30 protein-coding genes are annotated in these 24,509 nt (G+C 64.0%); 11 read left to right on the forward strand and 19 right to left on the reverse strand.

The features are described from left to right. Positions 1–2: 2 nt before the first annotated feature. From F3J44_RS20330 to F3J44_RS20380, 11 genes are all read right to left on the reverse strand, one after another. On the reverse strand, positions 3–653 hold the full coding sequence (locus F3J44_RS20330; RefSeq protein ID WP_167060481.1) for a FadR/GntR family transcriptional regulator: 651 nt from the start codon (positions 651–653) through the stop codon (positions 3–5). A gap of 211 nt (positions 654–864) precedes the next feature. After that, positions 865–1,914 (reverse strand): histidinol-phosphate transaminase, encoded by a 1,050-nt coding sequence (hisC, locus tag F3J44_RS20335; protein WP_167275434.1) that lies wholly within the window; start codon positions 1,912–1,914, stop codon positions 865–867. A 2-nt stretch (positions 1,915–1,916) separates the two neighbouring features. Next, positions 1,917–3,242: a histidinol dehydrogenase gene (gene hisD, locus F3J44_RS20340; RefSeq protein ID WP_167275436.1), complete on the reverse strand. Its 1,326-nt coding sequence runs from the start codon at positions 3,240–3,242 to the stop codon at positions 1,917–1,919. Between the two features lie 126 nt (positions 3,243–3,368). After that, a complete protein-coding gene (hisG, locus tag F3J44_RS20345) occupies positions 3,369–4,004 on the reverse strand; it encodes an ATP phosphoribosyltransferase (protein WP_023382134.1) in 636 nt (211 codons plus the stop codon). A gap of 93 nt (positions 4,005–4,097) precedes the next feature. After that, the gene (murA, locus tag F3J44_RS20350) at positions 4,098–5,363 is read right to left on the reverse strand and encodes a UDP-N-acetylglucosamine 1-carboxyvinyltransferase (protein WP_167275439.1); all 1,266 of its coding nucleotides are present in this window, start codon (positions 5,361–5,363) and stop codon (positions 4,098–4,100) included. Between the two features lie 23 nt (positions 5,364–5,386). Next, positions 5,387–5,626 (reverse strand): BolA family protein, encoded by a 240-nt coding sequence (locus F3J44_RS20355; RefSeq protein WP_003255121.1) that lies wholly within the window; start codon positions 5,624–5,626, stop codon positions 5,387–5,389. 118 nt (positions 5,627–5,744) lie between these two features. Beyond that, positions 5,745–6,047: a lipid asymmetry maintenance protein MlaB gene (locus F3J44_RS20360; RefSeq protein ID WP_167275441.1), complete on the reverse strand. Its 303-nt coding sequence runs from the start codon at positions 6,045–6,047 to the stop codon at positions 5,745–5,747. Then, complete coding sequence (locus F3J44_RS20365; protein ID WP_167060499.1) at positions 6,044–6,691, reverse strand: phospholipid-binding protein MlaC; 648 nt, start codon at positions 6,689–6,691, stop codon at positions 6,044–6,046. The genes F3J44_RS20360 and F3J44_RS20365 overlap by 4 nt, the downstream gene beginning before the upstream one ends. Before the next feature lie 9 nt (positions 6,692–6,700). After that, a complete protein-coding gene (mlaD, locus tag F3J44_RS20370; protein ID WP_167060502.1) occupies positions 6,701–7,186 on the reverse strand; it encodes an outer membrane lipid asymmetry maintenance protein MlaD in 486 nt (161 codons plus the stop codon). Further along, positions 7,186–7,983 (reverse strand): lipid asymmetry maintenance ABC transporter permease subunit MlaE, encoded by a 798-nt coding sequence (gene mlaE / locus F3J44_RS20375; RefSeq protein ID WP_167060505.1) that lies wholly within the window; start codon positions 7,981–7,983, stop codon positions 7,186–7,188. The genes mlaD and mlaE overlap by 1 nt, the downstream gene beginning before the upstream one ends. Continuing rightward, a complete protein-coding gene (locus F3J44_RS20380) occupies positions 7,983–8,792 on the reverse strand; it encodes an ATP-binding cassette domain-containing protein (protein WP_043213285.1) in 810 nt (269 codons plus the stop codon). The genes mlaE and F3J44_RS20380 overlap by 1 nt, the downstream gene beginning before the upstream one ends. A 247-nt stretch (positions 8,793–9,039) precedes the next feature. On the opposite strand from F3J44_RS20380, the gene F3J44_RS20385 reads away from it, so the two are divergent. From F3J44_RS20385 to F3J44_RS20430, 10 genes are all read left to right on the forward strand, one after another. Continuing rightward, entirely contained in the window at positions 9,040–10,014 is a 975-nt protein-coding gene (locus tag F3J44_RS20385) for an SIS domain-containing protein (protein WP_167275444.1), read from the forward strand. A 16-nt stretch (positions 10,015–10,030) separates the two neighbouring features. Further along, a complete protein-coding gene (locus tag F3J44_RS20390; protein WP_167060511.1) occupies positions 10,031–10,555 on the forward strand; it encodes an HAD family hydrolase in 525 nt (174 codons plus the stop codon). 8 nt (positions 10,556–10,563) lie between these two features. Next, positions 10,564–11,136: an LPS export ABC transporter periplasmic protein LptC gene (gene lptC / locus F3J44_RS20395; RefSeq protein WP_167060514.1), complete on the forward strand. Its 573-nt coding sequence runs from the start codon at positions 10,564–10,566 to the stop codon at positions 11,134–11,136. After that, the gene (gene lptA / locus F3J44_RS20400) at positions 11,123–11,650 is read left to right on the forward strand and encodes a lipopolysaccharide transport periplasmic protein LptA (protein WP_060511296.1); all 528 of its coding nucleotides are present in this window, start codon (positions 11,123–11,125) and stop codon (positions 11,648–11,650) included. Before lptC ends, lptA begins: the two co-directional genes overlap by 14 nt. Next, positions 11,651–12,376, forward strand: a complete 726-nt coding sequence (gene lptB / locus F3J44_RS20405) for an LPS export ABC transporter ATP-binding protein (RefSeq protein ID WP_167060517.1) — start codon at positions 11,651–11,653, stop codon at positions 12,374–12,376. A gap of 175 nt (positions 12,377–12,551) precedes the next feature. Then, positions 12,552–14,045, forward strand: a complete 1,494-nt coding sequence (locus tag F3J44_RS20410; RefSeq protein ID WP_167060519.1) for an RNA polymerase factor sigma-54 — start codon at positions 12,552–12,554, stop codon at positions 14,043–14,045. 78 nt (positions 14,046–14,123) lie between these two features. Beyond that, positions 14,124–14,432, forward strand: coding sequence for a ribosome hibernation-promoting factor, HPF/YfiA family (hpf, locus tag F3J44_RS20415; protein WP_003255135.1), 309 nt, complete (start codon positions 14,124–14,126; stop codon positions 14,430–14,432). A 12-nt stretch (positions 14,433–14,444) separates the two neighbouring features. Further along, positions 14,445–14,909 carry a PTS IIA-like nitrogen regulatory protein PtsN gene (ptsN, locus tag F3J44_RS20420; protein ID WP_167060522.1) on the forward strand — a complete coding sequence of 155 codons (465 nt, stop codon included), beginning with the start codon at positions 14,445–14,447 and terminating at the stop codon, positions 14,907–14,909. A 2-nt stretch (positions 14,910–14,911) separates the two neighbouring features. Next, a complete protein-coding gene (rapZ, locus tag F3J44_RS20425) occupies positions 14,912–15,766 on the forward strand; it encodes an RNase adapter RapZ (protein ID WP_167060525.1) in 855 nt (284 codons plus the stop codon). 20 nt (positions 15,767–15,786) lie between these two features. Beyond that, positions 15,787–16,059: an HPr family phosphocarrier protein gene (locus F3J44_RS20430; RefSeq protein ID WP_167060528.1), complete on the forward strand. Its 273-nt coding sequence runs from the start codon at positions 15,787–15,789 to the stop codon at positions 16,057–16,059. 90 nt (positions 16,060–16,149) lie between these two features. Here the strand turns inward: F3J44_RS20430 and F3J44_RS30250 are convergent, their stop codons facing one another. The 6 genes from F3J44_RS30250 to pmbA all read right to left on the reverse strand — a co-directional run bounded on the left by F3J44_RS30250 (position 16,150) and on the right by pmbA (position 21,469). Continuing rightward, positions 16,150–17,058 carry a ZIP family metal transporter gene (locus F3J44_RS30250; RefSeq protein WP_205300016.1) on the reverse strand — a complete coding sequence of 303 codons (909 nt, stop codon included), beginning with the start codon at positions 17,056–17,058 and terminating at the stop codon, positions 16,150–16,152. Then, positions 17,055–17,666, reverse strand: coding sequence for a superoxide dismutase (locus tag F3J44_RS20440; RefSeq protein WP_167060531.1), 612 nt, complete (start codon positions 17,664–17,666; stop codon positions 17,055–17,057). Before F3J44_RS20440 ends, F3J44_RS30250 begins: the two co-directional genes overlap by 4 nt. Position 17,667: 1 nt before the next feature. Next, the gene (locus F3J44_RS20445) at positions 17,668–18,129 is read right to left on the reverse strand and encodes a hypothetical protein (protein ID WP_167275446.1); all 462 of its coding nucleotides are present in this window, start codon (positions 18,127–18,129) and stop codon (positions 17,668–17,670) included. Positions 18,130–18,159: 30 nt separating this feature from the next. Further along, positions 18,160–19,536 carry a lyase family protein gene (locus tag F3J44_RS20450; protein WP_167275449.1) on the reverse strand — a complete coding sequence of 459 codons (1,377 nt, stop codon included), beginning with the start codon at positions 19,534–19,536 and terminating at the stop codon, positions 18,160–18,162. After that, positions 19,529–19,921 carry a hypothetical protein gene (locus F3J44_RS20455; protein WP_205300017.1) on the reverse strand — a complete coding sequence of 131 codons (393 nt, stop codon included), beginning with the start codon at positions 19,919–19,921 and terminating at the stop codon, positions 19,529–19,531. Before F3J44_RS20455 ends, F3J44_RS20450 begins: the two co-directional genes overlap by 8 nt. Before the next feature lie 201 nt (positions 19,922–20,122). Further along, the gene (gene pmbA, locus F3J44_RS20460; protein ID WP_167275452.1) at positions 20,123–21,469 is read right to left on the reverse strand and encodes a metalloprotease PmbA; all 1,347 of its coding nucleotides are present in this window, start codon (positions 21,467–21,469) and stop codon (positions 20,123–20,125) included. Positions 21,470–21,578: 109 nt separating this feature from the next. On the opposite strand from pmbA, the gene yjgA reads away from it, so the two are divergent. Next, a complete protein-coding gene (gene yjgA / locus F3J44_RS20465) occupies positions 21,579–22,097 on the forward strand; it encodes a ribosome biogenesis factor YjgA (RefSeq protein WP_167275454.1) in 519 nt (172 codons plus the stop codon). Between the two features lie 116 nt (positions 22,098–22,213). Here yjgA and tldD read toward each other — a convergent pair whose 3' ends face one another. After that, positions 22,214–23,653, reverse strand: coding sequence for a metalloprotease TldD (gene tldD, locus F3J44_RS20470; RefSeq protein ID WP_167060549.1), 1,440 nt, complete (start codon positions 23,651–23,653; stop codon positions 22,214–22,216). Positions 23,654–23,655: 2 nt separating this feature from the next. Further along, the gene (locus tag F3J44_RS20475; RefSeq protein WP_167060552.1) at positions 23,656–24,507 is read right to left on the reverse strand and encodes a carbon-nitrogen hydrolase family protein; all 852 of its coding nucleotides are present in this window, start codon (positions 24,505–24,507) and stop codon (positions 23,656–23,658) included. Positions 24,508–24,509 lie beyond the last annotated feature (2 nt).

The raw sequence follows: 24,509 nt of genomic DNA on the forward strand, positions 1-24,509 counted from the left end.
GGTCAGGATTCGATGAGGGTACGGCTCAGCTGCTTGGCCCGCTGTGGGTCACGCTGCTCGATGGCGTCGACGATCTGCCCGTGCAGGTCGAAGGTCGCCTGGCAGCGCGGAACAGTGGCCATGTTGTGCTGCAGCGCGCTGGCGACCACCCCGGAGAAGTAGCGGTACAGCTCGCTCAGGGCCGGGTTGTGCGCGGCATCGATCAGCCGCTGGTGAAACACCAGGTCGCAGGTGACATAGGCATCGACGTCACCGTGAAAATGCTCGCCACTGCCGGCCAGTGCGGCGCGCAGCCCTTGCAAGTCGGCCTCGGTACGGCGCAAGGCGGCAAGCCCGATGGCCTCGGTTTCGAGGATATGCCGGGTTTCCCGGGCCTGCTCCAGCGTGCAGCGCGCCATGGCCTGCACTGCCTGCAACGGGTCTTGGCTGGTGCGCAGGTAGCTGCCGTCGCCCTGGCGGATTTCCACCAGGCCGGCGAAGGCCAGCACGCGCATGGCTTCGCGCACGGTGTTGCGGCTGATGCCCAGCTGCAAGGCCAGTTCAGGCTCGGTGGGCAGGCGCTGCCCCACCTGCCAGTCGCCCTGGAGGATGCGTTCACGCATGCGCTCCACGGCCAATTCCACCAGGGATCGGCGGGTGACTTCTGTGTTCATGCAATTCAACCAATCATCCGATGAATTGCTGCAGCTTAATCGAACCCTAGGTGTACATCAATTCAGTAGGCATTTTCACCCGCCCGATCGCATCTCGAAGATAACCCTGTAGGAGCGGGCTTGCCCCGCGAACACCGGCGAAGCCGGTGCCATACACCGCGGGGCCTGCTTCGCGGGGCAAGCCCGCTCCTACAGAGGAACGGGGCGTGGGTTAGCTCAGCGCGTCGATCAGCGCCTGGTTCATCTCTGGCGTACCGATGGTGATGCGCAGGAACTGGGCGATGCGCTGCTGCTTGAAGTGGCGCACGATCACGCCCTGCTCACGCAGCCGCGCAGCCAGTTGCGCCGCGTCCTGCTGTGGGTGGCGGGCGAAGATGAAGTTGGCCGCCGAAGGCAGTACCTCGAAGCCCTTGGCAACCAGCTGCTCGACCAGCGCCTCGCGGCTGTCGATCACCTTGCGGCAGGTTTCCTCGAAATACGCCTGGTCCTCGAAGGCCACGGCCGCACCCACGATCGCCATACGGTCCAGCGGGTAGGAGTTGAAGCTGTTCTTGATCCGCTCCAGCGCCTCGATCAGGTCTGGGTGGCCGACTGCCAGGCCAACACGCAGGCCTGCCAGCGAACGCGACTTGGACAGGGTCTGGGTCACCAGCAGGTTGTCGTAGCGGTCCACCAGGCCGATGGCCGTTTCACCGCCGAAATCGATGTAGGCCTCGTCCACCACCACCACCGAGTCACGGTTGGCCTGCAGCAGTTGCTCGACGGCTTCGAGCGGCAACAGGCAACCCGTTGGCGCGTTGGGGTTGGGGAAGATGATCCCGGCATTGGGCTTGCTGTAGTCGGCAACGCGGATCTGGAACTGCTCGTCCAGCGCCACCTGCTCGAAGGGAATGCCGTACAGGCCGCAGTACACCGGGTAGAAGCTGTAGCTGACATCCGGGAACAGCAGCGGGCCTTGGGCGTGCTGGAACAGGCCGTGGAAGATGTGCGCCAGCACCTCGTCCGAGCCATTGCCGACGAACACCTGGGCCCGGGTGACGCCATAGTAGTCGGCCACTGCCTGCTTGAGCCGGTCGCCGTTGGGGTCCGGGTACAGGCGCAGGTTGTCGTTCAACTCGCCGCGCATGGCTTCCAGCGCCTTGGGCGACGGGCCGTAGGGGTTCTCGTTGGTGTTCAGCTTGACCAGGCGGGCCAGCTTGGGTTGCTCGCCCGGGACGTAAGGCACGAGGTCCTTGACGAAGGGGCTCCAGAATCGACTCATGCTCAGTTCCCCTTGTCTTGGGTCAGGATACGGTATTCGGCGCTGCGGGCGTGGGCGGTCAGCGACTCGCCGCGGGCCAGGATCGATGCGGTGTGGCCCAGCTCCGACGCGCCCTGCTCGGAGCAGAAGATGATCGACGAACGCTTCTGGAAGTCATACACCCCCAGCGGCGACGAGAAGCGCGCAGTGCCGGAGGTTGGCAGCACGTGGTTGGGGCCGGCGCAGTAGTCGCCCAGCGCTTCGCTGGTATGGCGGCCCATGAAGATCGCACCGGCGTGGCGAATGTGCGGCAACCAGGCCTGCGGGTCGGCGACCGACAGCTCCAGGTGCTCGGGGGCGATGCGGTTGGCGACTTCGATGGCCTGCTGCATGTCACGCACCTGAATCAGCGCGCCACGGCCGTTGACCGATTTCTCGATGATTTCGGCACGTTCCATGGTCGGCAGCAGCTTGTCGATGCTGGCAGCCACGCGGTCGAGGAACGCGGCATCCGGGCTGACCAGAATGGCCTGGGCGTCTTCGTCGTGTTCAGCCTGGGAGAACAGGTCCATGGCGATCCAGTCCGGGTCGGTCTGGCCATCGCACACCACGAGGATTTCCGACGGGCCGGCGATCATGTCGATACCCACCTGGCCGAACACATGGCGCTTGGCGGTGGCTACGTAGATGTTGCCCGGGCCGACGATCTTGTCCACCTGGGGCACGCTTTCGGTGCCATAGGCCAATGCCGCAACAGCCTGGGCGCCGCCCACGGTGAATACCCGGTCGACCCCGGCGATGCAGGCTGCCGCCAGCACCAGCTCGTTGATTTCGCCACGCGGGGTAGGCACTACCATCACCACTTCGGCCACGCCGGCTACCTTGGCCGGGATGGCGTTCATCAGCACCGACGAGGGGTACGACGCCTTGCCACCCGGCACGTACAGGCCGGCGCGGTCCAGCGGGGTGACCTTCTGGCCAAGCACGGTGCCATCGGCTTCGGTGTATTGCCAGGAGTCCTGCTTCTGCCGCTCGTGGTACACACGCACGCGGTTGGCGGCTTTTTCCAGGGCTTCACGCTGGGCCGGGGTGATCCGGGTCAGGGCCAGTTCCAGGCGCTCGCGGCCCAGGATCAGGTCGTTGATCGACTGGGCATCGACGCCATCGAAACGCTGGGTGAACTCCACCAACGCCGCATCGCCGCGCTCGCGCACAGCCTTGATGATGTCGAGCACGCGCTGGTTGACCGCGTCATCGGACACACTTTCCCAGCTCAGCAGATGATCCAGATGTCGGGCGAAATCCGGATCAGCGGCGTTGAGACGGGCAATTGCAGTGGACACGGTCATGGCGAGGGCCTCGATTATTAGCGAATGCTCAGGCGCCCTAGGCTACCAGTCCATCCGCGCGGGCACCCGAGAAAAATGGCTATGACGCGGATAGACGGGCGCGGCAGCAGAGGCCGCGCTCAGGAGTCAGCCGCGGTGTCGTGATTCGACTGCTTGGCGCAGCGTGTCGATCAGGCTTTGGATGCGGGCGTGCTGCATTTTCATGGAGGCCTTGTTGACCACCAGGCGCGAGCTGATCGTGGCGATCAGCTCCTGGGGCTCCAGGCCGTTGGCACGCAGGGTGTTGCCGGTGTCGACCACGTCGATGATCTTGTCGGCGAGGTTGATCAGCGGGGCCAGTTCCATGGAACCGTACAGCTTGATGATGTCGACCTGGCGGCCCTGCTCGGCGTAGTAGCGCTTGGCTACGTTGACGAACTTGGTGGCCACGCGCAGGCGGCCCTTGGGCTCAGGCGCGCCAACCACGCCGGCGGTCATCAGCTTGCAGCGGGCGATCTGCAGGTCCAGCGGTTCGTACAGGCCCTGGCCGCCGTACTCCATCAGCACGTCCTTGCCAGCCACACCGAGGTCGGCGGCGCCATGCTCGACATAGGTCGGCACGTCGGTGGCACGCACGATCAGCAGGCGCACGTCGTCCTGCGTGGTGGGGATGATCAGCTTGCGGCTCTTGTCCGGGTTCTCGGTAGGCACGATACCGGCCTCGGCCAGCAACGGCAGGGTATCGTCGAGAATACGGCCTTTGGAAAGCGCGATGGTCAACATTGGAACGTCGGTCCTTAAGCGGCTACTGCCGGCCGGGCGTGTTTCGCCCGACCGCATTCAATTCGAAGGGTGCGTCCTTGCACCTGCGGGCAACTAGCCCGGTACGCGGCGGATTTTCGCGCCGAGCATCTGCAGTTTTTCCTCGATGCACTCGTAACCACGGTCGATGTGGTAGATGCGATCGATCAGCGTGTCGCCTTCGGCAACCAGCGCCGACAGCACCAGGCTGGCGGACGCACGCAGGTCGGTGGCCATGACCGGCGCACCTTTGAGCGCCGGCACGCCGGTGACGATGGCGGTGTTGCCCTCGACCTGGATCTGCGCGCCCATGCGGTGCATTTCGTACACGTGCATGAAGCGGTTCTCGAAGATGGTTTCGATGACCGCGCCCGTGCCTTCGGCAATGGCGTTCAGGGAAATGAACTGGGCCTGCATGTCGGTCGGGAAGGCCGGGTACGGCGCGGTACGCAGGTTGACGGCCTTTGGCCGCTTGCCGTGCATGTCCAGCTCGATCCAGTCTTCGCCGGTGGTGATGTCGGCGCCCGCTTCCTTGAGCTTTTCCAGTACCGCCTCAAGGATGGTCGGGTCGGTGTCCTTGACCTTGACGCGGCCACCGGTCACCGCAGCGGCAACCAGGTAGGTGCCGGTTTCGATGCGGTCGGGCATGACGCGGTAGTGCGCCGAACCCAGGCGCTCGACGCCATCGATGGTGATGGTGTCGGTGCCGGCACCCTGCACCTTGCCGCCCATGGCATTGATGAAGTTGGCCAGGTCGACCACTTCAGGCTCGCGGGCGGCGTTCTGCAGTACGCTGCGGCCCTTGGCCAGGGCAGCGGCCATCATGATGTTCTCGGTACCGGTGACGCTCACGGTGTCGAAGAAGAACTGCGCGCCGCGCAGGCCGCCCTCAGGGGCTTCGGCCTTGATGTAGCCGCCTTCGACTTCGATCTTCGCACCCATGGCCTCAAGGCCGCGGATGTGCAGGTCGACCGGGCGCGAGCCGATGGCGCAGCCGCCCGGCAGCGCGACTTCGGCCTTGCCGAAGCGTGCGACCATGGGGCCGAGCACCAGGATCGAGGCGCGCATGGTCTTGACCAGCTCGTACGGCGCGACCAGGGTCTTGATGGTGCGCGGGTCGATTTCCACCGCCAGCTTTTCGTCGATCACAGGCTCGATGCCCATGCGCCCGAACAGCTCGATCATGGTGGTGATGTCGTGCAGGTGCGGCAGGTTGCCCACGGTGACCGGGCCATCGGCCAGCAGGGTCGCCGCCAGGATTGGCAGGGCTGCGTTCTTCGCGCCCGAAATGCGGATCTCGCCATCAAGACGAGCGCCGCCAGTAATAATCAGTTTGTCCATTGGTGTCTCGCCGCCATGTTGGCTCAGGTGCGCTCAGCCCAGGCTGCGCTGCTGAAAAATTTCATGGTTACCGCATGGATGCTGCCATTGGCGATCCACGGATTCAGGTGAGCATAGATCGCCTGCTGACGCTTGACCGGGCTCAGGCCAGCCAACTCGTCGCTGATCACGTTCAACTGGAAGTTGCAGCCTTCGCCCTCAACTTCGACCCGGGATCCCGGCAATTTCTCTTCAAGGAAGCTCTTAACTTCTACGGCCTGCATGCTCAACCTCAATCGGCGCCCGATGCGCACGGGTCGGCCATCATACAAAAAAGCCCCTCGCCTGCGAAGCCCAACGAAGGGGCACGCGACCGAGGGGCTGTTCTTCACTGCCAAGCCATCAGCTCGCCAGTACCTCATCGAGGTCATAGACCTCGGCAATTTCCCGCATGTCCTCGGGCATGCCGCGCACCTCGCAGGCCTTGCCCGTCGCCTGGGCGTCACGGATGAACGCCAGCAGCAGCGACAGGCCGACGCTGGTGGAGCGCACCACCGCCGAACAATCGAGCACCAGCCGGGTTTCCCGGCAGGCGTCGATCAACGCCTTGCCCTGCTTGCGCAGGCCCGGGCCGCTGCGGTAGTCCAGCACGCCGGCCAGGTACAGCACGCCTGGCTCGGCCATGCTCACGGCAGCCTCGCTCATTTGACGGTCTTCTCCGGCGAGCTGTCCGCCGCTTGCTTGGCCTTGGCCACTTCGCCGGCCCAGCCATCGATGGTCTTGTCCAGGTTGTTGCCGTTGCGCTGCATGGCGTCGGCGAACTGGTCGCGGAACAGCTTGCCGATGTTGATGCCGTTGACGATCACGTTACGCACCTTCCACTCGCCGGCGAGGTTTTCCAGGGTGTACTGCACCGGGTACACCGCGCCATTGTTGCCGGTGACCTTCATGCCAACGCTGGCGCGCTTGCCGTCGTCAGCCTTGGGCGGGTCGACGGTGATGCCCTGGTTGTTGTATTCCAGCAACGCATTGCCATAGAACTGCATCAGGCTGCGCTTGAAGTTTTCCTGGAAGCGCTGCATCTGCGCCGGGGTGGCATTGCGCGAATACTTGACGGTCATGATGCTCTTGGAAATGCCGTCGGCATCCACCACCGGGCCGAGGATGCGGTTGAGCGCATCGTAGAAGGCATTGGGGTTGGCCTTGTACTGCTCCTTGTTGGCCTTGAGGTCGCTGAGCAGTTCGGTGGTGGTGCCCTGAACCACGTCGTGCGGCGACTGCGCAGCCAGTGCCATCAGGGGGAAGGCCGCCAGCAACACCAGCAGGCCACGTCGCAGGATCGAAATCATGGAAACTCCTTATTTAGCCGGTTGCGCTTCTTTGGGTTCCTTGCCAACGGTGTTGAGCAGGAACTTGCCAATCAGATCTTCCAGCACCAGTGCCGACTGGGTGTCATGGATGGTCGAGCCATCCTTGAGCACGTCTTCCTCGCCGCCCACGCTGATGCCGATGTATTTCTCGCCAAGCAAACCGGCGGTCAGGATCGAGGCAGTGGAGTCGGTCGGCAGGTTGTTCACCGACTTGTCCAGCTGCAGGGTCACCCGACCGGTGTAGGAATCACGGTCCAGATCGATGGCGGTAACCTTGCCGATGGTGACACCGGCCATGGTCACTTTAGCTCTGACCGTCAAACCGGCGATATTGTCGAAGTAGGCATAAACTTTATAGGTATCGCTGCTCGGGCTGGCCGACAGGCCGCTGACACGCAGGGCCAGCAGCAGCAACGCCAGGATCCCGGCCAGAAGGAACAGGCCGACACCGATTTCCAGGGTGCGGTTTTGCATCAGAAATCTCCAAACATCAAGGCGGTCAGAATAAAGTCCAGACCCAGTACTGCCAACGAGGCATAGACCACGGTCTTGGTGGTGGCACGGCTGATCCCTTCTGAGGTGGGCTCGCAGTCATACCCCTGGAATACGGCGATCCAGGTCGTGACGAAGGCGAACACCAGGCTCTTGAGCAGCCCGTTGAGCACGTCGTCGGTAAAGGAAACGCTGTTCTGCATGTTGGCCCAGAACGAGCCTTCGTAGACGCCCAGCCAGTCGACCGCGACCCACGAACCGCCCCAGATGCCGACCACGCTGAAGATCAGCGCCAGCAGCGGCAGCGAGATGAAGCCCGCCCACAGGCGCGGCGCGACGATGTACTTGAGCGGGTCGACGCCGATCATTTCCAGGCTCGACAGCTGCTCGGTGGATTTCATGTTGCCGATTTCGGCCGTCAGCGCGGAACCGGCGCGGCCGGCGAACAGCAGCGCGGTCACCACCGGGCCCAGTTCGCGCAGCAGGGTCAGAGCGACCATCTGCCCCACGGCCTGCTCGGAGCCGTACTTGGTCAGGATGCTGTAGCCCTGCAGGGCCAGCACCATGCCGATGAACACGCCGGACACGACGATGATCGCCAGCGACAGCACGCCCACCGAATACAGCTGCTTGGTCAGCAGCTGGAAGCCGCCACCGATGCCGCCACGCCCTGCCAGGGCATGGAACAGGAACAGGCAGGAACGCCCCAGCACCGCCAGCACGTCGATCGCCGAGCGGCCGAACAGGCGAATACGTTCGAGAATGGATTTTCTGCGCATCAACGCGCTCCCAGCAAATCGGCGCGGTAGTCAGGCGCGGGAAAATGGAACGGTACCGGGCCGTCCGGGTCGCCCTTCATGAACTGGCGAATCCGCGGATTGTCCGAGCCCATCAGCTCGTCCGGAGTGCCCTGGCCCAGCACCTGGCCATCGCCCACGACGTAGATGTAGTCGGCGATGCTGGCGGTTTCCGCCAGGTCATGGGACACCACGATGCTGGTGATGCCCAGGGCATCGTTGAGCAGGCGGATCAGGCGCACCAGAACGCCCATGGCGATCGGGTCCTGGCCGACGAACGGCTCGTCGTACATCAGGATCTGCGGGTCCAGGGCAATCGCCCGGGCCAGCGCCACCCGGCGCTTCATGCCGCCGGAGAGCTCGTCGGGCATCAGGTCGATGGCACCGCGCAGGCCCACGGCCTGCAGCTTCATCAACACGATGTCACGGATCATCTCGTCCGACAGCTGGGTATGCACGCGCAGCGGGAACGCGACGTTCTCGAACACATCGAGGTCGGTGAACAGCGCGCCGCTCTGGAACAGCACGCCCATTTGCTTGCGGGCGTCGAACAGGTCGCTGCGCGACAGGCTCGGCAGGTTCTGCCCGGCCACCCACACCTCACCGCTCGACGGCCGCAGCTGCGCGCCCATCAGGCGTAGCAGCGTGGTCTTGCCACACCCTGAAGGCCCCATGATGCCGGTGACCTTGCCCCGCGGGATGCGGATGTCGACATTGCTGAAAATGCTGCGCGAACCGCGCTTGAAGGTCACTCCCTTCAACTCGACCGCGTAGGCGCTATCCACACTCATCTAGACTCCTTGCTAGTGCAGCCTCGCACTCATGGACGCCGGCCCCCTCATGGAAGGCACACGTACCCCTGGCAGGCTGAATAGCGGCGAACTATAGCACCGCTGACAGCCCCGCCCCAAGGCCATGGAACGAGTCGTTCAGGCCAATGACAGGCTTTCATGGCAATTGATGAGGCAATCGAAAGGGTGAGGCTTTCTTCCATTGCAGCTATAATCGCCGCCTTTTAATCAGGCATTGCTTTTCGACATGAGCCAATCCAGCGAGCTGATCCAATCCGCCCAGCGCACCTTGCGCCTGGAACTCGAGGCCGTAGAAGGCCTGGTGGCCCGTCTCGACGCCAATTTCGTCAAGGCCTGCGAGCTGATCCTGGCCAGCAAGGGCCGGGTCGTGGTGGTTGGCATGGGCAAGTCCGGGCACATCGGCAACAAGATCGCCGCCACCCTGGCCAGCACCGGCACGCCGGCATTCTTCGTGCACCCGGCCGAGGCCAGCCACGGCGACATGGGCATGATCACCCGTGACGACGTCATCCTGGCCCTGTCCAACTCCGGCAGCACCGCTGAAATCGTTACCTTGCTGCCGCTGATCAAGCGCCTGGGCATCCAGTTGGTCAGCCTGACCGGCAACCCGGACTCGCCCCTGGCCCAGGCCGCCGAGGTCAACCTCGACGCCAGCGTCAGCCAGGAAGCCTGCCCGCTGAACCTGGCGCCCACCTCCTCCACCACCGCGGCGCTGGTGCTGGGTGACGCCCTGGCCATCGCCCTGCTTGAAGCACGCGGTTTCACCGCCGAAGATTTCGCCTTCTCGCACCCCGGCGGTGCCTTGGGCCGTCGCCTGCTGCTGAAGGTGGAAAACGTGATGCACGCCGGCGACGAACTGCCGCAAGTGCAGCGCGGCACCCTGCTCAAGGACGCCCTGCTGGAAATGTCTCGCAAAGGTTTGGGCATGACCGTGGTCATGGAAGCCGACGGCACCCTGGCCGGGATCTTCACCGACGGCGACCTGCGCCGCAGCCTGGACCGCAACATCGACGTGCACACCACCCTGATCGAGCAGGTGATGACCGTACACGGCAAGACCGCCCGCGCCGACATGCTCGCCGCCGAGGCCCTGAAAATCATGGAAGACCACAAGATCAGCGCCCTGGTGGTCGTCGACAAGCACGACCGCCCCACCGGCGCCCTGAACATGCATGACCTGCTGCGCGCCGGCGTGATGTAACAAGAGAGCCTTAAAGATGACCCAGGACCTGATGCAACGCGGCAAGGCCATCAAGCTCGCCGTCTTCGATGTCGACGGCGTGCTCACCGACGGCCGCCTGTACTTCCTTGAAGACGGCAGCGAATTCAAGACCTTCAACACCCTCGACGGCCAGGGCATCAAGATGCTCATGGCCTCGGGCGTGACCACGGCGATCATCAGCGGGCGCAAGACCCCGGTGGTCGAGCGCCGGGCGAAGAACCTCGGAATCCCGCACCTGTTCCAGGGCCGCGAAGACAAATTGGTGGTTCTCGACGGCTTGCTTGCCGAACTGGGCCTAAGCTATGAGCAAGTCGCCTACCTGGGCGACGACCTGCCCGACCTGCCGGTGATTCGCCGGGTAGGCCTGGGCATCGCGGTGGCCAACGCCGCGCCGTTCGTTCGCCAGCACGCCCACGGCGTGACCCAGGCACGCGGCGGCGAGGGGGCGGCGCGCGAGTTCTGCGAACTGATCATGCAGGCCCAGGGCACCCTGGACGCTGCCAACGCCAACTACCTGTAAGGCTGCCCATGTTCAGCAAGAAAGCCCGCAATATTGCGCTGCTCGCGGCGACCGCCGCCCTGCTGGTGGCAATCGGCTACTGGAATGTCAGCCCGGAGAGCTTCCTCGACCAGCCCGTGGCCCAGGTCGACGAAAGCGCCATCGACTACTACGCGATCAATGCGCACAGCGTGCAGTTCCTGCCAGACGGCAAGCTGCAGTATGAAATGACCGCCGACAAGGTCGAGCACGTCAAGGCCACCGAGGTCACCCTGCTGACCACGCCCGACCTGCACATGTACCGCGGCACCGAGTACCCCTGGCACGTGCAGAGCGTGCGCGCCGAGGTCAACCCGGACGGCACCCAGGTCGAGTTGATCGACAACGTTCGGGTGGCCCGCACCGACGAAAAGAAACGTGACACCATCATTACCAGTTCGCGCATGACCGTGTTCCCGCAGAAGCAATATGCGCAGACCGACCAACCCGTTAGAATCGACGGCGCCGGTGGCACGACTACGGGCACAGGAATGAAAGCGTATTTGAAAGAAAGCAAGATGGACTTGCTCTCTAACGTAAGAGGACAGTATGAGGCTCGTTAAAACCCTCCCCCTTTTGCTCAGCCTGAGCGCAGCAGCACTGGGAAGCGCGAGCGCCTTCGCCCTGCCGAACGACCGTGACCAGCCGATCCGCATCCAGGCCGACAACGCGCACCTGGACGACAAGCAAGGCGTGGCGACCTACACCGGCGACGTGATCATCACCCAGGGCTCCATGATGATCAAAGGCAACACCGTGACCATGACCCGTGCCGCCAATGGCGACATCGACGTGGTGACCTCGGTGGGCAACCTGGCCTACTTCGAGCAGCAGCAAACCGCTGCCAAGCCCGACAAGATGAAGGGCTGGGCGGTGACCATCCAGTACCAGGCGCAGAAGGACACCGTGATCCTCACCGACCGCGCCAAGGTCGAGAACGAAGGCAACACCACCGAAGGCGAGAAGATCGTCTACAACACCAAGACCCAGGTTGCGACCGCCGGTCGTGGTGGCAACGTGACCCAGCCACGTCAGCGCATCGACATGGTGATCCAGCCTAAAAAGAAGGCCGAGTAAATGGCAACCCTCAAAGCCCAGCACCTGGCCAAGAGCTACAAGAAGCGACAGGTCGTGCGCGACGTCAGCCTGTCGATCGACAGTGGCCAGATCGTTGGCCTGCTCGGCCCCAACGGCGCCGGCAAGACCACCTGCTTCTACATGATCGTGGGCCTGGTCCAGGCCGACCAGGGCCGCGTCCTGATCGACAACCTCGACGTCAGCCACCAGCCCATGCACGGCCGCGCCCGCGCAGGCATCGGCTACTTGCCGCAGGAAGCATCGATTTTCCGCAAGCTGTCGGTGGCCGACAACATCATGGCCATCCTCGAAACCCGCAAGGACCTCGACCGCGACGGCCGGCGCAAGGAGCTGGAAAGCCTGCTGCAGGAATTCCACATCAGCCACATCCGCGACAACCTGGGCATGAGCCTTTCCGGTGGCGAACGCCGCCGCGTCGAGATCGCCCGCGCCCTGGCCACTGCACCGAAGTTCATCCTGCTGGACGAACCCTTTGCTGGCGTCGACCCGATTTCCGTGGGCGACATCAAGCAGATCATCCACCACCTCAAGGCCAAGGGCATCGGGGTGCTGATCACCGACCACAACGTGCGTGAAACCCTGGATATCTGCGAAACCGCCTATATCGTCAACGACGGCCAACTGATCGCCGAAGGCGATGCCCAGACCATTCTGGCCAACGAATTGGTCAAGGAGGTCTACCTGGGCCACGAGTTCCGACTCTGACCCCGGGACGCGCCCGGAGCACTGGTAATCCCGCCCGATGGGGGCTTAAGTTGTTACCGTGCTCTAGGCAAACGCTACAATTTGAGGCATAAAACTTGCTTGAATTTGGCGCCGCGGCGCCCTCGTGTAGTGGATGGCGCATGCGCGCCGGCGAACAAGGTATTAAGCCCCTGCCATGAAACCATCGCTCGTCCTAAAAATGGGCCAGCAACTGACGATGACCCCGCAGTTGCAACAGGCCATTCGCCTCCTCCAGTTGTCGACCCTGGACCTTCAACAGGAAATCCAGGAAGCGCTGGAGTCCAACCCGATGCTCGAACGTCAGGAAGACGGCGACGACTTCGACAACAGCGACCCGATGGCCGACAACGCCGAGAACAAACCGGCCGCCGAAGTTCAGGACACCAGCTTCCAGGAAAGCACTGCCAGTGCCGAAAACCTCGAAGAGGGCGAGTGGAGCGAGCGCATTCCCAACGAGCTGCCGGTCGACACGGCCTGGGAAGACATCTACCAGACCAGCGCCAGCAGCCTGCCGAGCAACGATGACGACGAGTGGGACTTCACCACCCGCACATCGGCCGGCGAAAGCCTGCAAAGCCACCTGCTGTGGCAATTGAACCTGGCGCCGATGTCCGACACCGACCGCCTGATCGCCGTTACCCTGATCGACAGCATCAACGGCCAGGGCTACCTGGAAGACACCCTCGAAGAAATCTGCGCAGGTTTCGACCCCGAGCTGGACATCGAGCTCGACGAGGTCGAGGCCGTGCTGCACCGCATCCAGCAGTTCGAGCCAGCCGGCGTCGGCGCGCGCAGCCTGGGCGAATGCCTGCTGCTGCAACTGCGCCAACTGCCCGCAAACACGCCATGGATGACCGAGGCTCAGCGCCTGGTCACCGATTTCATCGACCTGCTCGGCAGCCGCGACTACAGCCAGCTGATGCGCCGCATGAAGCTCAAGGAAGACGAGCTGCGCCAGGTCATCGAGCTGGTGCAGAGCCTGAACCCGCGCCCGGGTTCGCAAATCGAGTCGAGCGAGCCGGAATACGTGGTGCCCGACGTGATCGTGCGCAAGGACAGCGAGCGCTGGCTGGTCGAGCTGAACCAGGAAGCCATTCCGCGCCTGCGGGTCAACCCGCAGTACGCAGGTTTCGTGCGCCGCGCCGATACCAGCGCCGACAACACCTTCATGCGCAACCAGCTGCAGGAGGCGCGCTGGTTCATCAAGAGCCTGCAGAGCCGCAACGAAACCCTGATGAAGGTGGCCACGCAGATCGTCGAGCACCAGCGCGGTTTCCTCGACCACGGCGACGAGGCCATGAAGCCGCTGGTGCTGCACGACATCGCCGAAGCGGTGGGCATGCACGAGTCGACCATTTCCCGGGTCACCACGCAGAAATACATGCACACCCCGCGTGGCATCTACGAACTGAAATACTTTTTCTCAAGCCACGTCAGCACCGCCGAAGGCGGAGAATGTTCGTCCACGGCGATCCGCGCGATCATCAAGAAACTGGTTGCGGCGGAAAATCAGAAAAAGCCATTGAGTGACAGCAAGATCGCTGGTTTACTGGAGGCACAAGGCATCCAGGTAGCCCGTCGCACCGTCGCCAAGTACCGCGAGTCCCTCGGCATCGCACCGTCGAGCGAGCGCAAGCGACTGATGTAGCCCCTGGATGTGCCACAGCGTTTGCGGGGCAGGTGCAACACCTGCCTCTTTATGCACGGGCAACAAAGGAGAAGCTGTATGCAAGTCAATATCAGTGGACAGCATGTAGAAGTCACCCAGCCACTGCGCGATTACGTGCTTGAAAAGCTCGCCCGCGTGGAAAGTCACTTCGACAAGATCACCAACGTGCAGGTCATCATGAAAGTTGAGAAGCTGCAGCAGAAGGTCGAAGCGACCCTGCAGATTCCCGGCGGTGAAGTGGTTGCCAACGCCGAACACGAAGACATGTATGCAGCGATCGACGCCTTGGCCGACAAGCTCGACCGCCAACTGAAAAAACACAAGGAAAAACAGCAAAGCTTGCTGCAAGGCGCAGCCGCCCGCTGATCCCTCTCACCCATGATCCGACTTGAAACCATCCTGACCCCCGGCCGTTCCCTGGTGAACGTGCCGGGCGGCAGCAAGAAGCGCGCCCTGGAAAAGGTCGCTACCCTGATTGCCGAGCAAGTGCCCGAGCTTGCGATGCAAGACGTCTTCGAAAAACTCATCGCCCGCGAAAAGCTCGGCTCCACCGGCTTTGGCAATGGCATTGCCATTCCCCACTGCCGGCTCGAAGGCTGCGCCGCACCGGTGAGTGCCCTGCTGCACCTGGATGCACCGATCGACTACGACGCCATCGACGGCGCCCCGGTCGACCTGCTGTTCGTGCTGCTGGTGCCGGAAGCGGCCACCGATGCGCACCTTGAACTGCTGCGCCAGATTGCCAGCATGCTCGATCGCAAGGAGGTTCGCGATCGCCTGCGTGCCGCCGTCAGCAGCGAGTCCCTGTACCAGGTTGTCCTGGACGCCCAGAACGAGCACTGAACATGCGCCTGATCATCGTCAGCGGCCGGTCCGGCTCCGGCAAGAGCACGGCCCTCGATGTACTGGAAGACAACGGCTATTACGTCATCGACAACCTGCCGGCCGGGCTGCTGCCGCAGTTGGCGGAAAATGCGCTGATCAACACCGAGCTGCTGCAGCCGAAAGTGGCGGTCAGCATCGATGCGCGCAACCTGCCCAGCCATCTGTCGCGCTTCCCCGAGCTGCTGGAGGAAGCCCGTGCCCGTCATATCCAGTGTGATGTGCTGTACCTCGATGCCGACGAGGACACCCTGCTCAAGCGCTTCTCGGAAACCCGCCGGCGCCACCCGCTGACCAACGCCGACCGCTCGCTGGCCGAGGCCATCCGGGTAGAAACCGAACTGCTGGGGCCGATCGCCGACCTTGCCGACCTGAAGATCGACACCACCAACCTCAACCTGTACCAGCTGCGCGACTCGATCAAGCTGCGCCTGCTGAACCAGCCCGAGCCTGGCACCGCGTTCCTGGTCGAGTCGTTCGGCTTCAAGCGCGGCATGCCGGTCGATGCCGACCTGGTGTTCGACGTTCGCTGCCTGCCCAACCCCTACTGGAAGCCGGAATTGCGCGAGCATTCGGGCCTGGAGCAGCCGGTCATCGACTACCTGGCAGCCCAGCCGGATGTCGAGGAGATGTTCAATGATATCTCCAGCTACCTGCTGAAATGGTTGCCGCGCTTTGCCGCCAGCAACCGCGCCTATGTCACCATCGCCATTGGCTGCACTGGCGGCCACCACCGCTCGGTGTACATCACCGAACGCCTCGGCCAGCTATTGCAACAGTCTCTGAAAAACGTCCAGGTCCGTCACCGCGACCTCTAGCCCACAGGATCCACCCCACCATGCCCGCCCGCGAAATCACCATCATCAACAAGTTGGGGCTGCATGCCCGGGCGGCAGCCAAGTTCGTTGGCGTGGCCGGCAAGTTTCCCTGCCAGGTTCGCGTCGGCCGCGCACCTGACAAGCTGGTGGACGGCAAGAGCATCATGGCGGTGATGATGCTGGCCGCCGGCAAGGGCACCCAGGTGCACCTGTTTACCGAGGGCGAACAGGACAACGACGCCCTGGAAGCCTTGGTGGCTCTGATCAACAACTACTTCGACGAAGGCGAATAAGCGCCGCAAGCGGCGCATCGCGAGCTGCGCTCGCTCCTACCAGGCCTATGTGCATCCTGTAGGAGCGAGCAGAGCTCGCGATGCGTCCCGTCAGGACATCGCTGTGTCCATCACCATCATCAGGCAAAAGCCGATGCACAGCCCCAAGCTGGCCAGGCGGTGATGGCCGTTGCTGCGCGACTCGGGAATGATCTCCTGGGTCACCACCAGCAACATCGCCCCCGCCGCACAAGCCAGCCCCAGTGGCAGCAAGAGTTCGGCAACGTTCACCAGCCACGCACACACCACGGCGGCCAGCGGCTCGACCAGGCCGGACGCTGCGCCGATCAGGAACGCATTGAACCGCGGCATGCCCGCCCCCGCCAGCACCAGCGCAATCACCAGGCCCTCGGGCACATCCTGCAAGGCAATGCCCATCGCCAGGCTGTCAGCATCAGGCATGCCGCCACCGGCGGAAACGCCAATGGCCATGCCTTCGGGGATGTTGTGGGCGATGATGGCGATCACGAACAGCCAGATGCGCGCAGCGATCACCGGCTGGTTCTCGCTGCCAACCAAGGCCTCTGGCGAGGCGCCGGATACCTTGAGGTCGACCAAGAACAGGCACAACGCCCCGAACATCAGGCCGAAACTGATCAAGCCGCCGGCGCCCCATTGGCTGAAACCGATCGCCTGGGCCGCATTGAGCCCAGGAATAATCAGGGAAAAGGCCGTTGCCGCCAGCATGACCCCCGCGCCGAAACCCAACAGGGTGTCGGCCAGGGCCACCGGCATGTTGCGAATCACCAGCACCGGTACTGCGCCCAACGCCGTACCCAGCGCGCACAATGCACCGCCCTCAAGGGCACGCAACATGCGCGGTTCAAGGTCCAGCCAGGCGATGCCACGCGCCAGCAGCAGCGCAGTGCCGGCCAGTAACAGCAAGGTACCCATTGCCAGCCGGAACAAGCGCACACTGCTGACAGACATCACCTCGGAACGCATACCGGCAAGGCTCACTTCAGGGCTTCGTGGTAGCGCTGATCCACATGCGCCCAGTCGATCACGTTGTAGAAGGCACCGATGTATTCCGGGCGACGGTTCTGGTACTTCAGGTAGTAGGCGTGCTCCCACACGTCAAGGCCCAGGATCGGCGTGTTGCCGTGCATCAATGGGCTGTCCTGGTTACCGCTGCTCTCCACCACCAGGGTTTTCTGCGGGGTCACGCTGAGCCAGGCCCAGCCGCTGCCGAAGCGCGTCAGCGCGGCCTTGGTGAAGGCGTCCTTGAACGCCTCGAAACCACCCAGCTGGGCATCGATGGCCTTGGCCAGTTCACCTTGTGGCAGGCCACCGCCTTTGGGCGACATAACGGTCCAGAACAGGCTGTGGTTGGCATGGCCGCCGCCGTGGTTGGTGACTGCGCCGCGCAGGTTTTCTGGCAGCTGCTTGACCGCGCCCACCAGCTTTTCCACCGGCCAATCGGCCCATTCGGTGCCCTCGATGGCCGCATTCAGGCCATTGACGTAGGTCTGGTGGTGCTTGGTGTGGTGGATTTCCATGGTTTGCGCATCGATGTGCGGCTCCAGGGCATCGTAGGCGTAGGTCAGTGCAGGCAAGGTATGTGGCATGTCAGTGGATTCCGTAGGCTTGGGTTCTAGGTGGCGAGTCCGGCTGTGCAGCGAGTTCGCTGGCCTCGGCGCCCTGGCGGTTGAGCAGGCGCTCGGTACGCGGGTACTGGCCGTACTCGGCGATGAAACTCAGCAATTCGGTGTAGGTACGGCTGCTGTGGCGCAGGGCAGCGTCACGCAGCGCTTGCGGCAGGCGCGACTCCTGGCTGGCCTGGAGCAGGCGCTGGTGCGCCGAACACAGGTAGTCGGCGCTCTCGTGCGGCTGGTTCAGGCGCAGGTGCAGGTCGGCCAGGTTGTGGTGGGAGATGACCAACGCGGCCACCGCCTCATCAACGTCATGCCAGCGCTCGAAGAGCACCTGGGCCAGGGCCAGGGCTTGCAGGTAGTGCTCCCGGGCGTCGACCCACTCACCTTGTTCGAACAGGCGGTTGGCAGTGTCGGTGGTGCGTTTCCAGTGCTGCATGACGTGTGTTCTCCTGAGCGCTGGCGCGGATCAGATGCCGCCGGCGGTGAGTTTTTCCGGGTCCAGCAGCGCTTGGAGCTGGTCACGCGACAGGTCGGTGTGCTCCAGTGCCACATCGATGATCGGCCGGCCCTGCTTGTAGGCGGTCTTGGCGATCTCGGCGGCTTTCAGGTAGCCGATGATCGGGTTCAATGCGGTGACCAGGATCGGGTTGCGCGCCAGGGCTTCCTTGAGCTTGCCTTCGTTGACCTTGAAGGTAGCGATGGCCTTGTCGGCCAACAGGCGGCTGGCATTGGCCATCAGCTCGATGCTTTCCAGCAGGTTGCGGGCGATCACCGGCAGCATCACGTTCAGCTCGAAGTTGCCCGACTGGCCGGCCACGGCGATGGTTGCGTCGTTGCCGATGACCTGGGCGGCGACCATGGCAGTGGCCTCCGGGATCACCGGGTTGACCTTGCCCGGCATGATCGAGGAGCCAGGCTGCAGGCCTTGCAGCTCGATTTCACCCAGGCCGGCCAAGGGGCCCGAGTTCATCCAGCGCAGGTCGTTGGCGATCTTCATCAGCGCCACGGCGGTGGTCTTGAGCTGGCCGGACAGCGCCACGGCGGTGTCCTGGGAGCCGATCAGGGCGAACAGGTTGCTGCCGGGGGTGAACTCGACCTGGGTCAGGCCGCTGAGCTGGCGGGCAAAGCCTGCAGCGAACTGTGGGTGGGCGTTGATGCCAGTACCCACCGCAGTCCCGCCCTGGGCCAGCGCCTGCAGGCTTGGCAAGGTGGCTTCGATGTGAGCCTTGGCCGCGTTGACCTGTGCAGCCCAGCCATCGAGCACCTGGCTCATGCGCACTGGCATGGCGTCCATCAGGTGGGTACGGCCGGTCTTGACGTACTGGTGCACCTGCGCCGATTTGGCCTCGATCACCTGCACCAGGTGGCCCAGGGCCGGCAGCAGTTGTTCGTGCAGGGCCAGGGCGGCGCTGACATGGATGGTGGTCGGGATGATGTCGTTGCTGCTCTGCCCGCAGTTGACGTGGTCGTTGGCGTTGACCGGCTCACCGAGCACGCGGCTGGCCAGGGTAGCGATGACCTCGTTGGCGTTCATGTTCGAACTGGTGCCGGAGCCGGTCTGGTAGACATCCACCGGGAAGTGCTGGATGAAATCCTCGGCCAGCAGTTGCTCCACCGCCTTGACGATGGCCTGGCCCTGCCCTGCCGTCAGCTGCTCCAGCTCGACGTTGGCCTTGGCAGCGGCGGCCTTGGCCAGCAGCAGGGCGCGGATGAACTGGGCCGGCATGCGCTGGCCGCTGATCGGGAAATTGTCGACCGCGCGCTGGGTCTGGGCACCGTACAGGGCCTGGGCCGGCACCTGCAGTTCGCCCATGCTGTCACGCTCGATACGGGTATCACTCATCATCAAATCCTTGCATCAGTTCATCGGGGGAAATCGACGGCAGCAGTTGGCAGTTGGCCAACTGCAGGGCGTAGGGCTGCCAGCGCTGGTTCTGTTCGCGGCGGTCGAGGTTGCGCAGGTCGAGCAGTGGCCGCCAGGCCTGGTCCAGGCACAAGCACCGCCAGTGCCACGGCAGCATGCGGTCGCAGGCGGTATCCAGCAGCAGGCGGAAGGACGTCAGGGCCACGGTCCATGGCGAGGTTTCGGTGCAGCACACCAGGTAGCGGCCTTCGGCCAGGTAATGCTCGATCAGGCGCGGCTCGTCAGGTTCGAGGGCACAACGAATGCGCCGGCTGAGCCAGCGCCAGTTTTCCAGGTAGGGCAGTTCGCGCAGGACGGGTTTCATGAACATCATCGCCGAGTTACTGGATAATGATATTCATTATTAAGTGATAAACGTAATCACTTCAAGTGGGCGAATGCAAAGAAAAAACCCGGCGCGATGGCCGGGTTGGGGTTCATGCAGTATTTGCATGGGCCTCTTCGCGGGGCAAGCCCGCCTGTAGGAGCGGGCTTGCCCCGCGAAGACGCCCGAACAGGCAACCGATCAGCTACCCGCCACCGTCATGCGCTCGATCAGCACCGAGCCTGTGTGAATATTGCTACGGGTTTCAAGATCACTGCCAATCGCCACGATCTGCTGGAACATGTCCTTCATATTGCCGGCGATAGTCACTTCCTGCACGGCGTGTTGAATCTCGCCATTCTCGACCCAGAAACCTGCCGCGCCGCGCGAATAATCGCCGGTCACCATGTTCAACCCGTGCCCCATCAGTTCGGTCACCAGCAAGCCGCGGCCCATGCGCCGGATCAACGCCGCCTGGTCCTCGACGCCATGGGTGACATACAGGTTATGTACGCCCCCGGCATTGGCCGTGCTCGGCAGGCTCAGCTTGCGCCCGGAATAGGTGCCCAGCAGGTAGGACACCAACTCACCCTTGTCGACGAACGGTTTGGCGTAGGTCGCCAGGCCATCACCGTCGAACGCGGCGCTGCCGAGCGCACGCGGGATATGCGGGCGCTCGTCGAGGGTCAGCCAGCTGGGGAACAGGCGCTGGCCAATGGCGCCGTCGAGGAACGACGACTTGCGGTACAGGTTGCCGCCGGAAATCGCCGACAGGAAGCTACCGAACAGGCCACCGGCAAGCTCGGCCGAAAACAGCACTGGCACCTCACACGTCGGCACTGGCCGCGCGCCCAGGCGGCTGGCAGCACGCTGGGCAGCGCGCACACCGATGCTGCGCGGGTCGGCCAGCAACTGGCCCTGGCGATTCACGTCGTACCAGTAGTCGCGCTGCATCTGCCCGTCGCCTTCGGCGATCATCACGCAGCTCAGGCTGTGCCGGGTCGAGGCGTAGCCACCGATGAAGCCATGGCTGTTGCCATACACACGGCAGCCCTGGTGGGTGTTGAGGGTGGTGCCATCGGCATTGAGGATGCGCTTGTCGGCATCGAACGCCGCCGCTTCGCAGGCCAGCGCCATCTCGATGGCCTTTTCCGGCTCGATGTCCCAGTCGTGATACAGGTCCAGGTCCGGGATGTCACGGGCCATCAGGGCGGCATCGGCCAGGCCGGAGCATTCGTCTTCGGAGGTGTGCTTGGCAATGGCCAATGCTGCGGCCACGGTTTCACGGATAGCGTCAGGGCCACTGGCCGAGGTGCTGGCCGAGCCTTTGCGCTGGCCGACATAGAGGGTGATGCCAAAGCCCTGGTCACGGTTGAACTCGACCGTTTCGACCTCGCGCTGGCGCACCGTGGTGGACAGGCCCTGCTCCAGCGACACTGCCACCTCGCAGGCACTGGCGCCTTGCTTGCGGGCCTCTGCGATGATCGCCTCGACCTGCTCCTGCAACGCCGGCAGGTCCTTGGGGCCTACGCTCTGGACTGCACTCATGGTTTTCTCCACTCAAATTCTGCGTTCGGCTGAGGGTCATTCAGCGACCGGGCCGGACAAGCGGCCCCCGACTGGTTATCATGGCGACGATTTCTAGCGGACTGCCACCATGGTTGATTCATACGACGCCTTCGACGGCGAAAAAAGCAAAACCCAGATCAAGCGCGAGCTGCATGCGCTGGTCGAACTCGGCGAGCGCCTGACCACGGTCAAGGCCGATACCCTGGCACGCCTGCCGCTCACCGACGAGCTGCGCAAGGCCCTGGCCGACGCCAGCAAACACACCGCCCACGGCGCACGCAAACGCCACATGTCGTTCGTCGGCAAGCTGATGCGCGACCAGGACCTGGATGCCATTCACGCCGTGCTGGAGCAGATCGACAGCTCCAGCCGCCAGTACAACGAGCGCTTCCATAACCTGGAGCGCTGGCGCGACCGCCTGATCGACGGTAACGACGAAGACCTGGAGCGGTTCGTCAACGACTACCCCGACACCGATCGCCAGCAACTGCGCTCGCTGGTCCGTCACGCCCAGCATGAAAAAGCGCGGAACAAGCCGCCTGCCGCTGCGCGCAAGGTGTTCAAGTACATCCGCGACCTCGACGACATGCAGCGCGGCCTGCGCTGATACTGCCCCGGGGTTCTGTAGGCGATCCCCTGTGGGAGCGGGCTTTTCGAGGCGTCGAACCGCCGCGAAGCAGGCGACGCGGTGCAAGCCCACCCCTACAAAGGCCCCGGTAGCCATCAGGCGCCGGTTCCGCCTACGGTGATCGCATCCAGTTTCAAGGTTGGCTGGCCGACGCCCACCGGCACCGACTGCCCATCCTTGCCGCACGTACCCACGCCACTGTCCAGTGCCAGGTCATTGCCGACCATCGACACCCGGCTCATGGCCTCCGGGCCGTTACCGATCAGGGTCGCGCCCTTCACCGGTGCGGTGATCTTGCCATCTTCGATCAGGTAGGCTTCGCTGGTCGAGAAGACGAACTTGCCGCTGGTGATGTCCACCTGCCCACCGCCCAGGTTGGCGCAGTAGATGCCCTTCTTCACCGAGGCGATGATTTCCTGCGGGTCGCTTTCGCCGGCGCGCATGTAGGTGTTGGTCATGCGCGGCATGGGCAGGTGCGCGTAGGATTCGCGGCGCCCGTTGCCGGTGACCGCCATGCCCATCAGGCGTGCGTTGAGCTTGTCCTGCATGTAGCCCTTGAGGATGCCGTTCTCGATCAGCGTGGTGCATTCGGTCGGCGTACCTTCGTCGTCGACGCTCAACGAACCACGGCGGCCTTCCAAGGTGCCGTCGTCGACGATGGTGCACAGGCTAGACGCGACCTTCTCACCAATGCGCCCACTGAACGCCGAGCTGCCCTTGCGGTTGAAGTCGCCTTCAAGGCCATGGCCCACCGCCTCGTGCAGCAGCACACCGGACCAACCAGAGCCCAGTACCACCGGCAAGGTGCCTGCCGGCGCCGGGACCGCCTCAAGGTTCACCAGCGCCTGGCGCAAGGCTTCACGGGCATAGCCCATGACCCGCTCTTCGGTGAAGAAGCGGTAGTCGGTGCGCCCGCCCCCGCCCTGCCCGCCGCGCTCGCGGCGGCCGTTCTGTTCGACGATGACACTGACGTTGAAGCGCACCAGCGGGCGCACGTCAGCCGCCAGGCTGCCGTCGGCGGCGGCGATCAGGATGCGCTCCCAAACCCCGGCCATGCTCACGCTGACCTGCTGGATGCGCGGGTCGAGGGCGCGGGTGGCGGCGTCGACACGCTTGAGCAGTTCGACCTTCTCGGCGCGGCTCAGCACGTCCAGCGGGTTGTCCGGCGCATACAGTGCGGTCACGTCCTGGCTGCGGAAGGCCTGCACCTTGCCATTCTGCCCGGCACGGGAAATCGAACGGGCGGCACGCGCCGCCGAGGTCAGCGCTTCGAGGTTGATGGCGTTGCTGTAGGCGAAGCCGGTCTTTTCACCGGACTGGGCGCGCACGCCCACGCCCTGGTCGAGGTTGAAGCTGCCCTCTTTGACAATGCCGTCCTCCAGCGCCCAGGTTTCCGAAATCTGGCCCTGGAAATACAGGTCGGCGGCGTCGATACCGGGGCCCGCCAACTCGCCCAGCACAGCCTGCAGGCTGTCCAGGGTCAGTCCGCCCGGGGCCAGGAGCTGTTCGCTGACGGTGGATAACATCTGGCTCATAGTCACTCCGAGGTGTGCGCAGGCCGCAAGGCGTCCTGCGAGAAAAAGCGCCGGTGCGAGGTGACCGGCATGCGCGCCCGGATGGACGCCTGTTCATCAATGTCGCGCTCGGCAAGCAATACCGCTTCACCGTGCGCCTGTTCGGCGACGATGCGCCCCCAAGGGTCGACGATCGCCGCATGGCCGTGGGTTTCCCGTGGGCCAGGGTGGGTTCCGCCCTGGGCGGCAGCCAACACATAGCACTGGGTTTCAATGGCCCGCGCGCGAACCAGCACTTCCCAGTGCGCCGCCCCCGTCACCGCGGTGAAGGCGGCCGGGGCCGTGATCAGTTCCGCGCCGGCACTGCGCAGCGCGCTGTACAACTCGGGAAAGCGCAGGTCGTAGCACACGCTCAACCCCAAGCGCCCCACCGGCGTGTCGGCCACCACCACCTGCCCACCGTGGGCATAGTCGTCGGACTCACGATAGCGGCCTCGGTTGTCGGCAACGTCCACGTCGAACAGGTGCAGCTTGTCGTAGCGCGCCACCTGCTCACCCTGGTCGTCGATCAACAACGAACAGGCATGGGCCTTGGCGTATGGCTGGCCCTGGGGCGGCAGCGGCAATGTCCCGGCGACTATCCATAATCTGAGGTCGCGGGCCGTGCGTTTCAACCACGGCAGGATCGGCCCTTCACCCAGGGCCTCGGCGCGGCCGATCAGCGCCGCGTCCTTGCGCCCCATGGCCGCGAAGTTCTCCGGCAGCACCGCCAGCCGCGCGCCACCCAGTGCCGCCTGTTCGAGCAGGGCGCCAGCACGCTGCAGGTTGCCCAGCACATCGTCCTGGCTGACCATCTGGATGACCGCTGCCTTCATGG

The organism is Pantoea sp. Tr-811 (genome assembly GCF_011752535.1).
Classification (GTDB): Bacteria; Pseudomonadota; Gammaproteobacteria; order Pseudomonadales; family Pseudomonadaceae; genus Aquipseudomonas.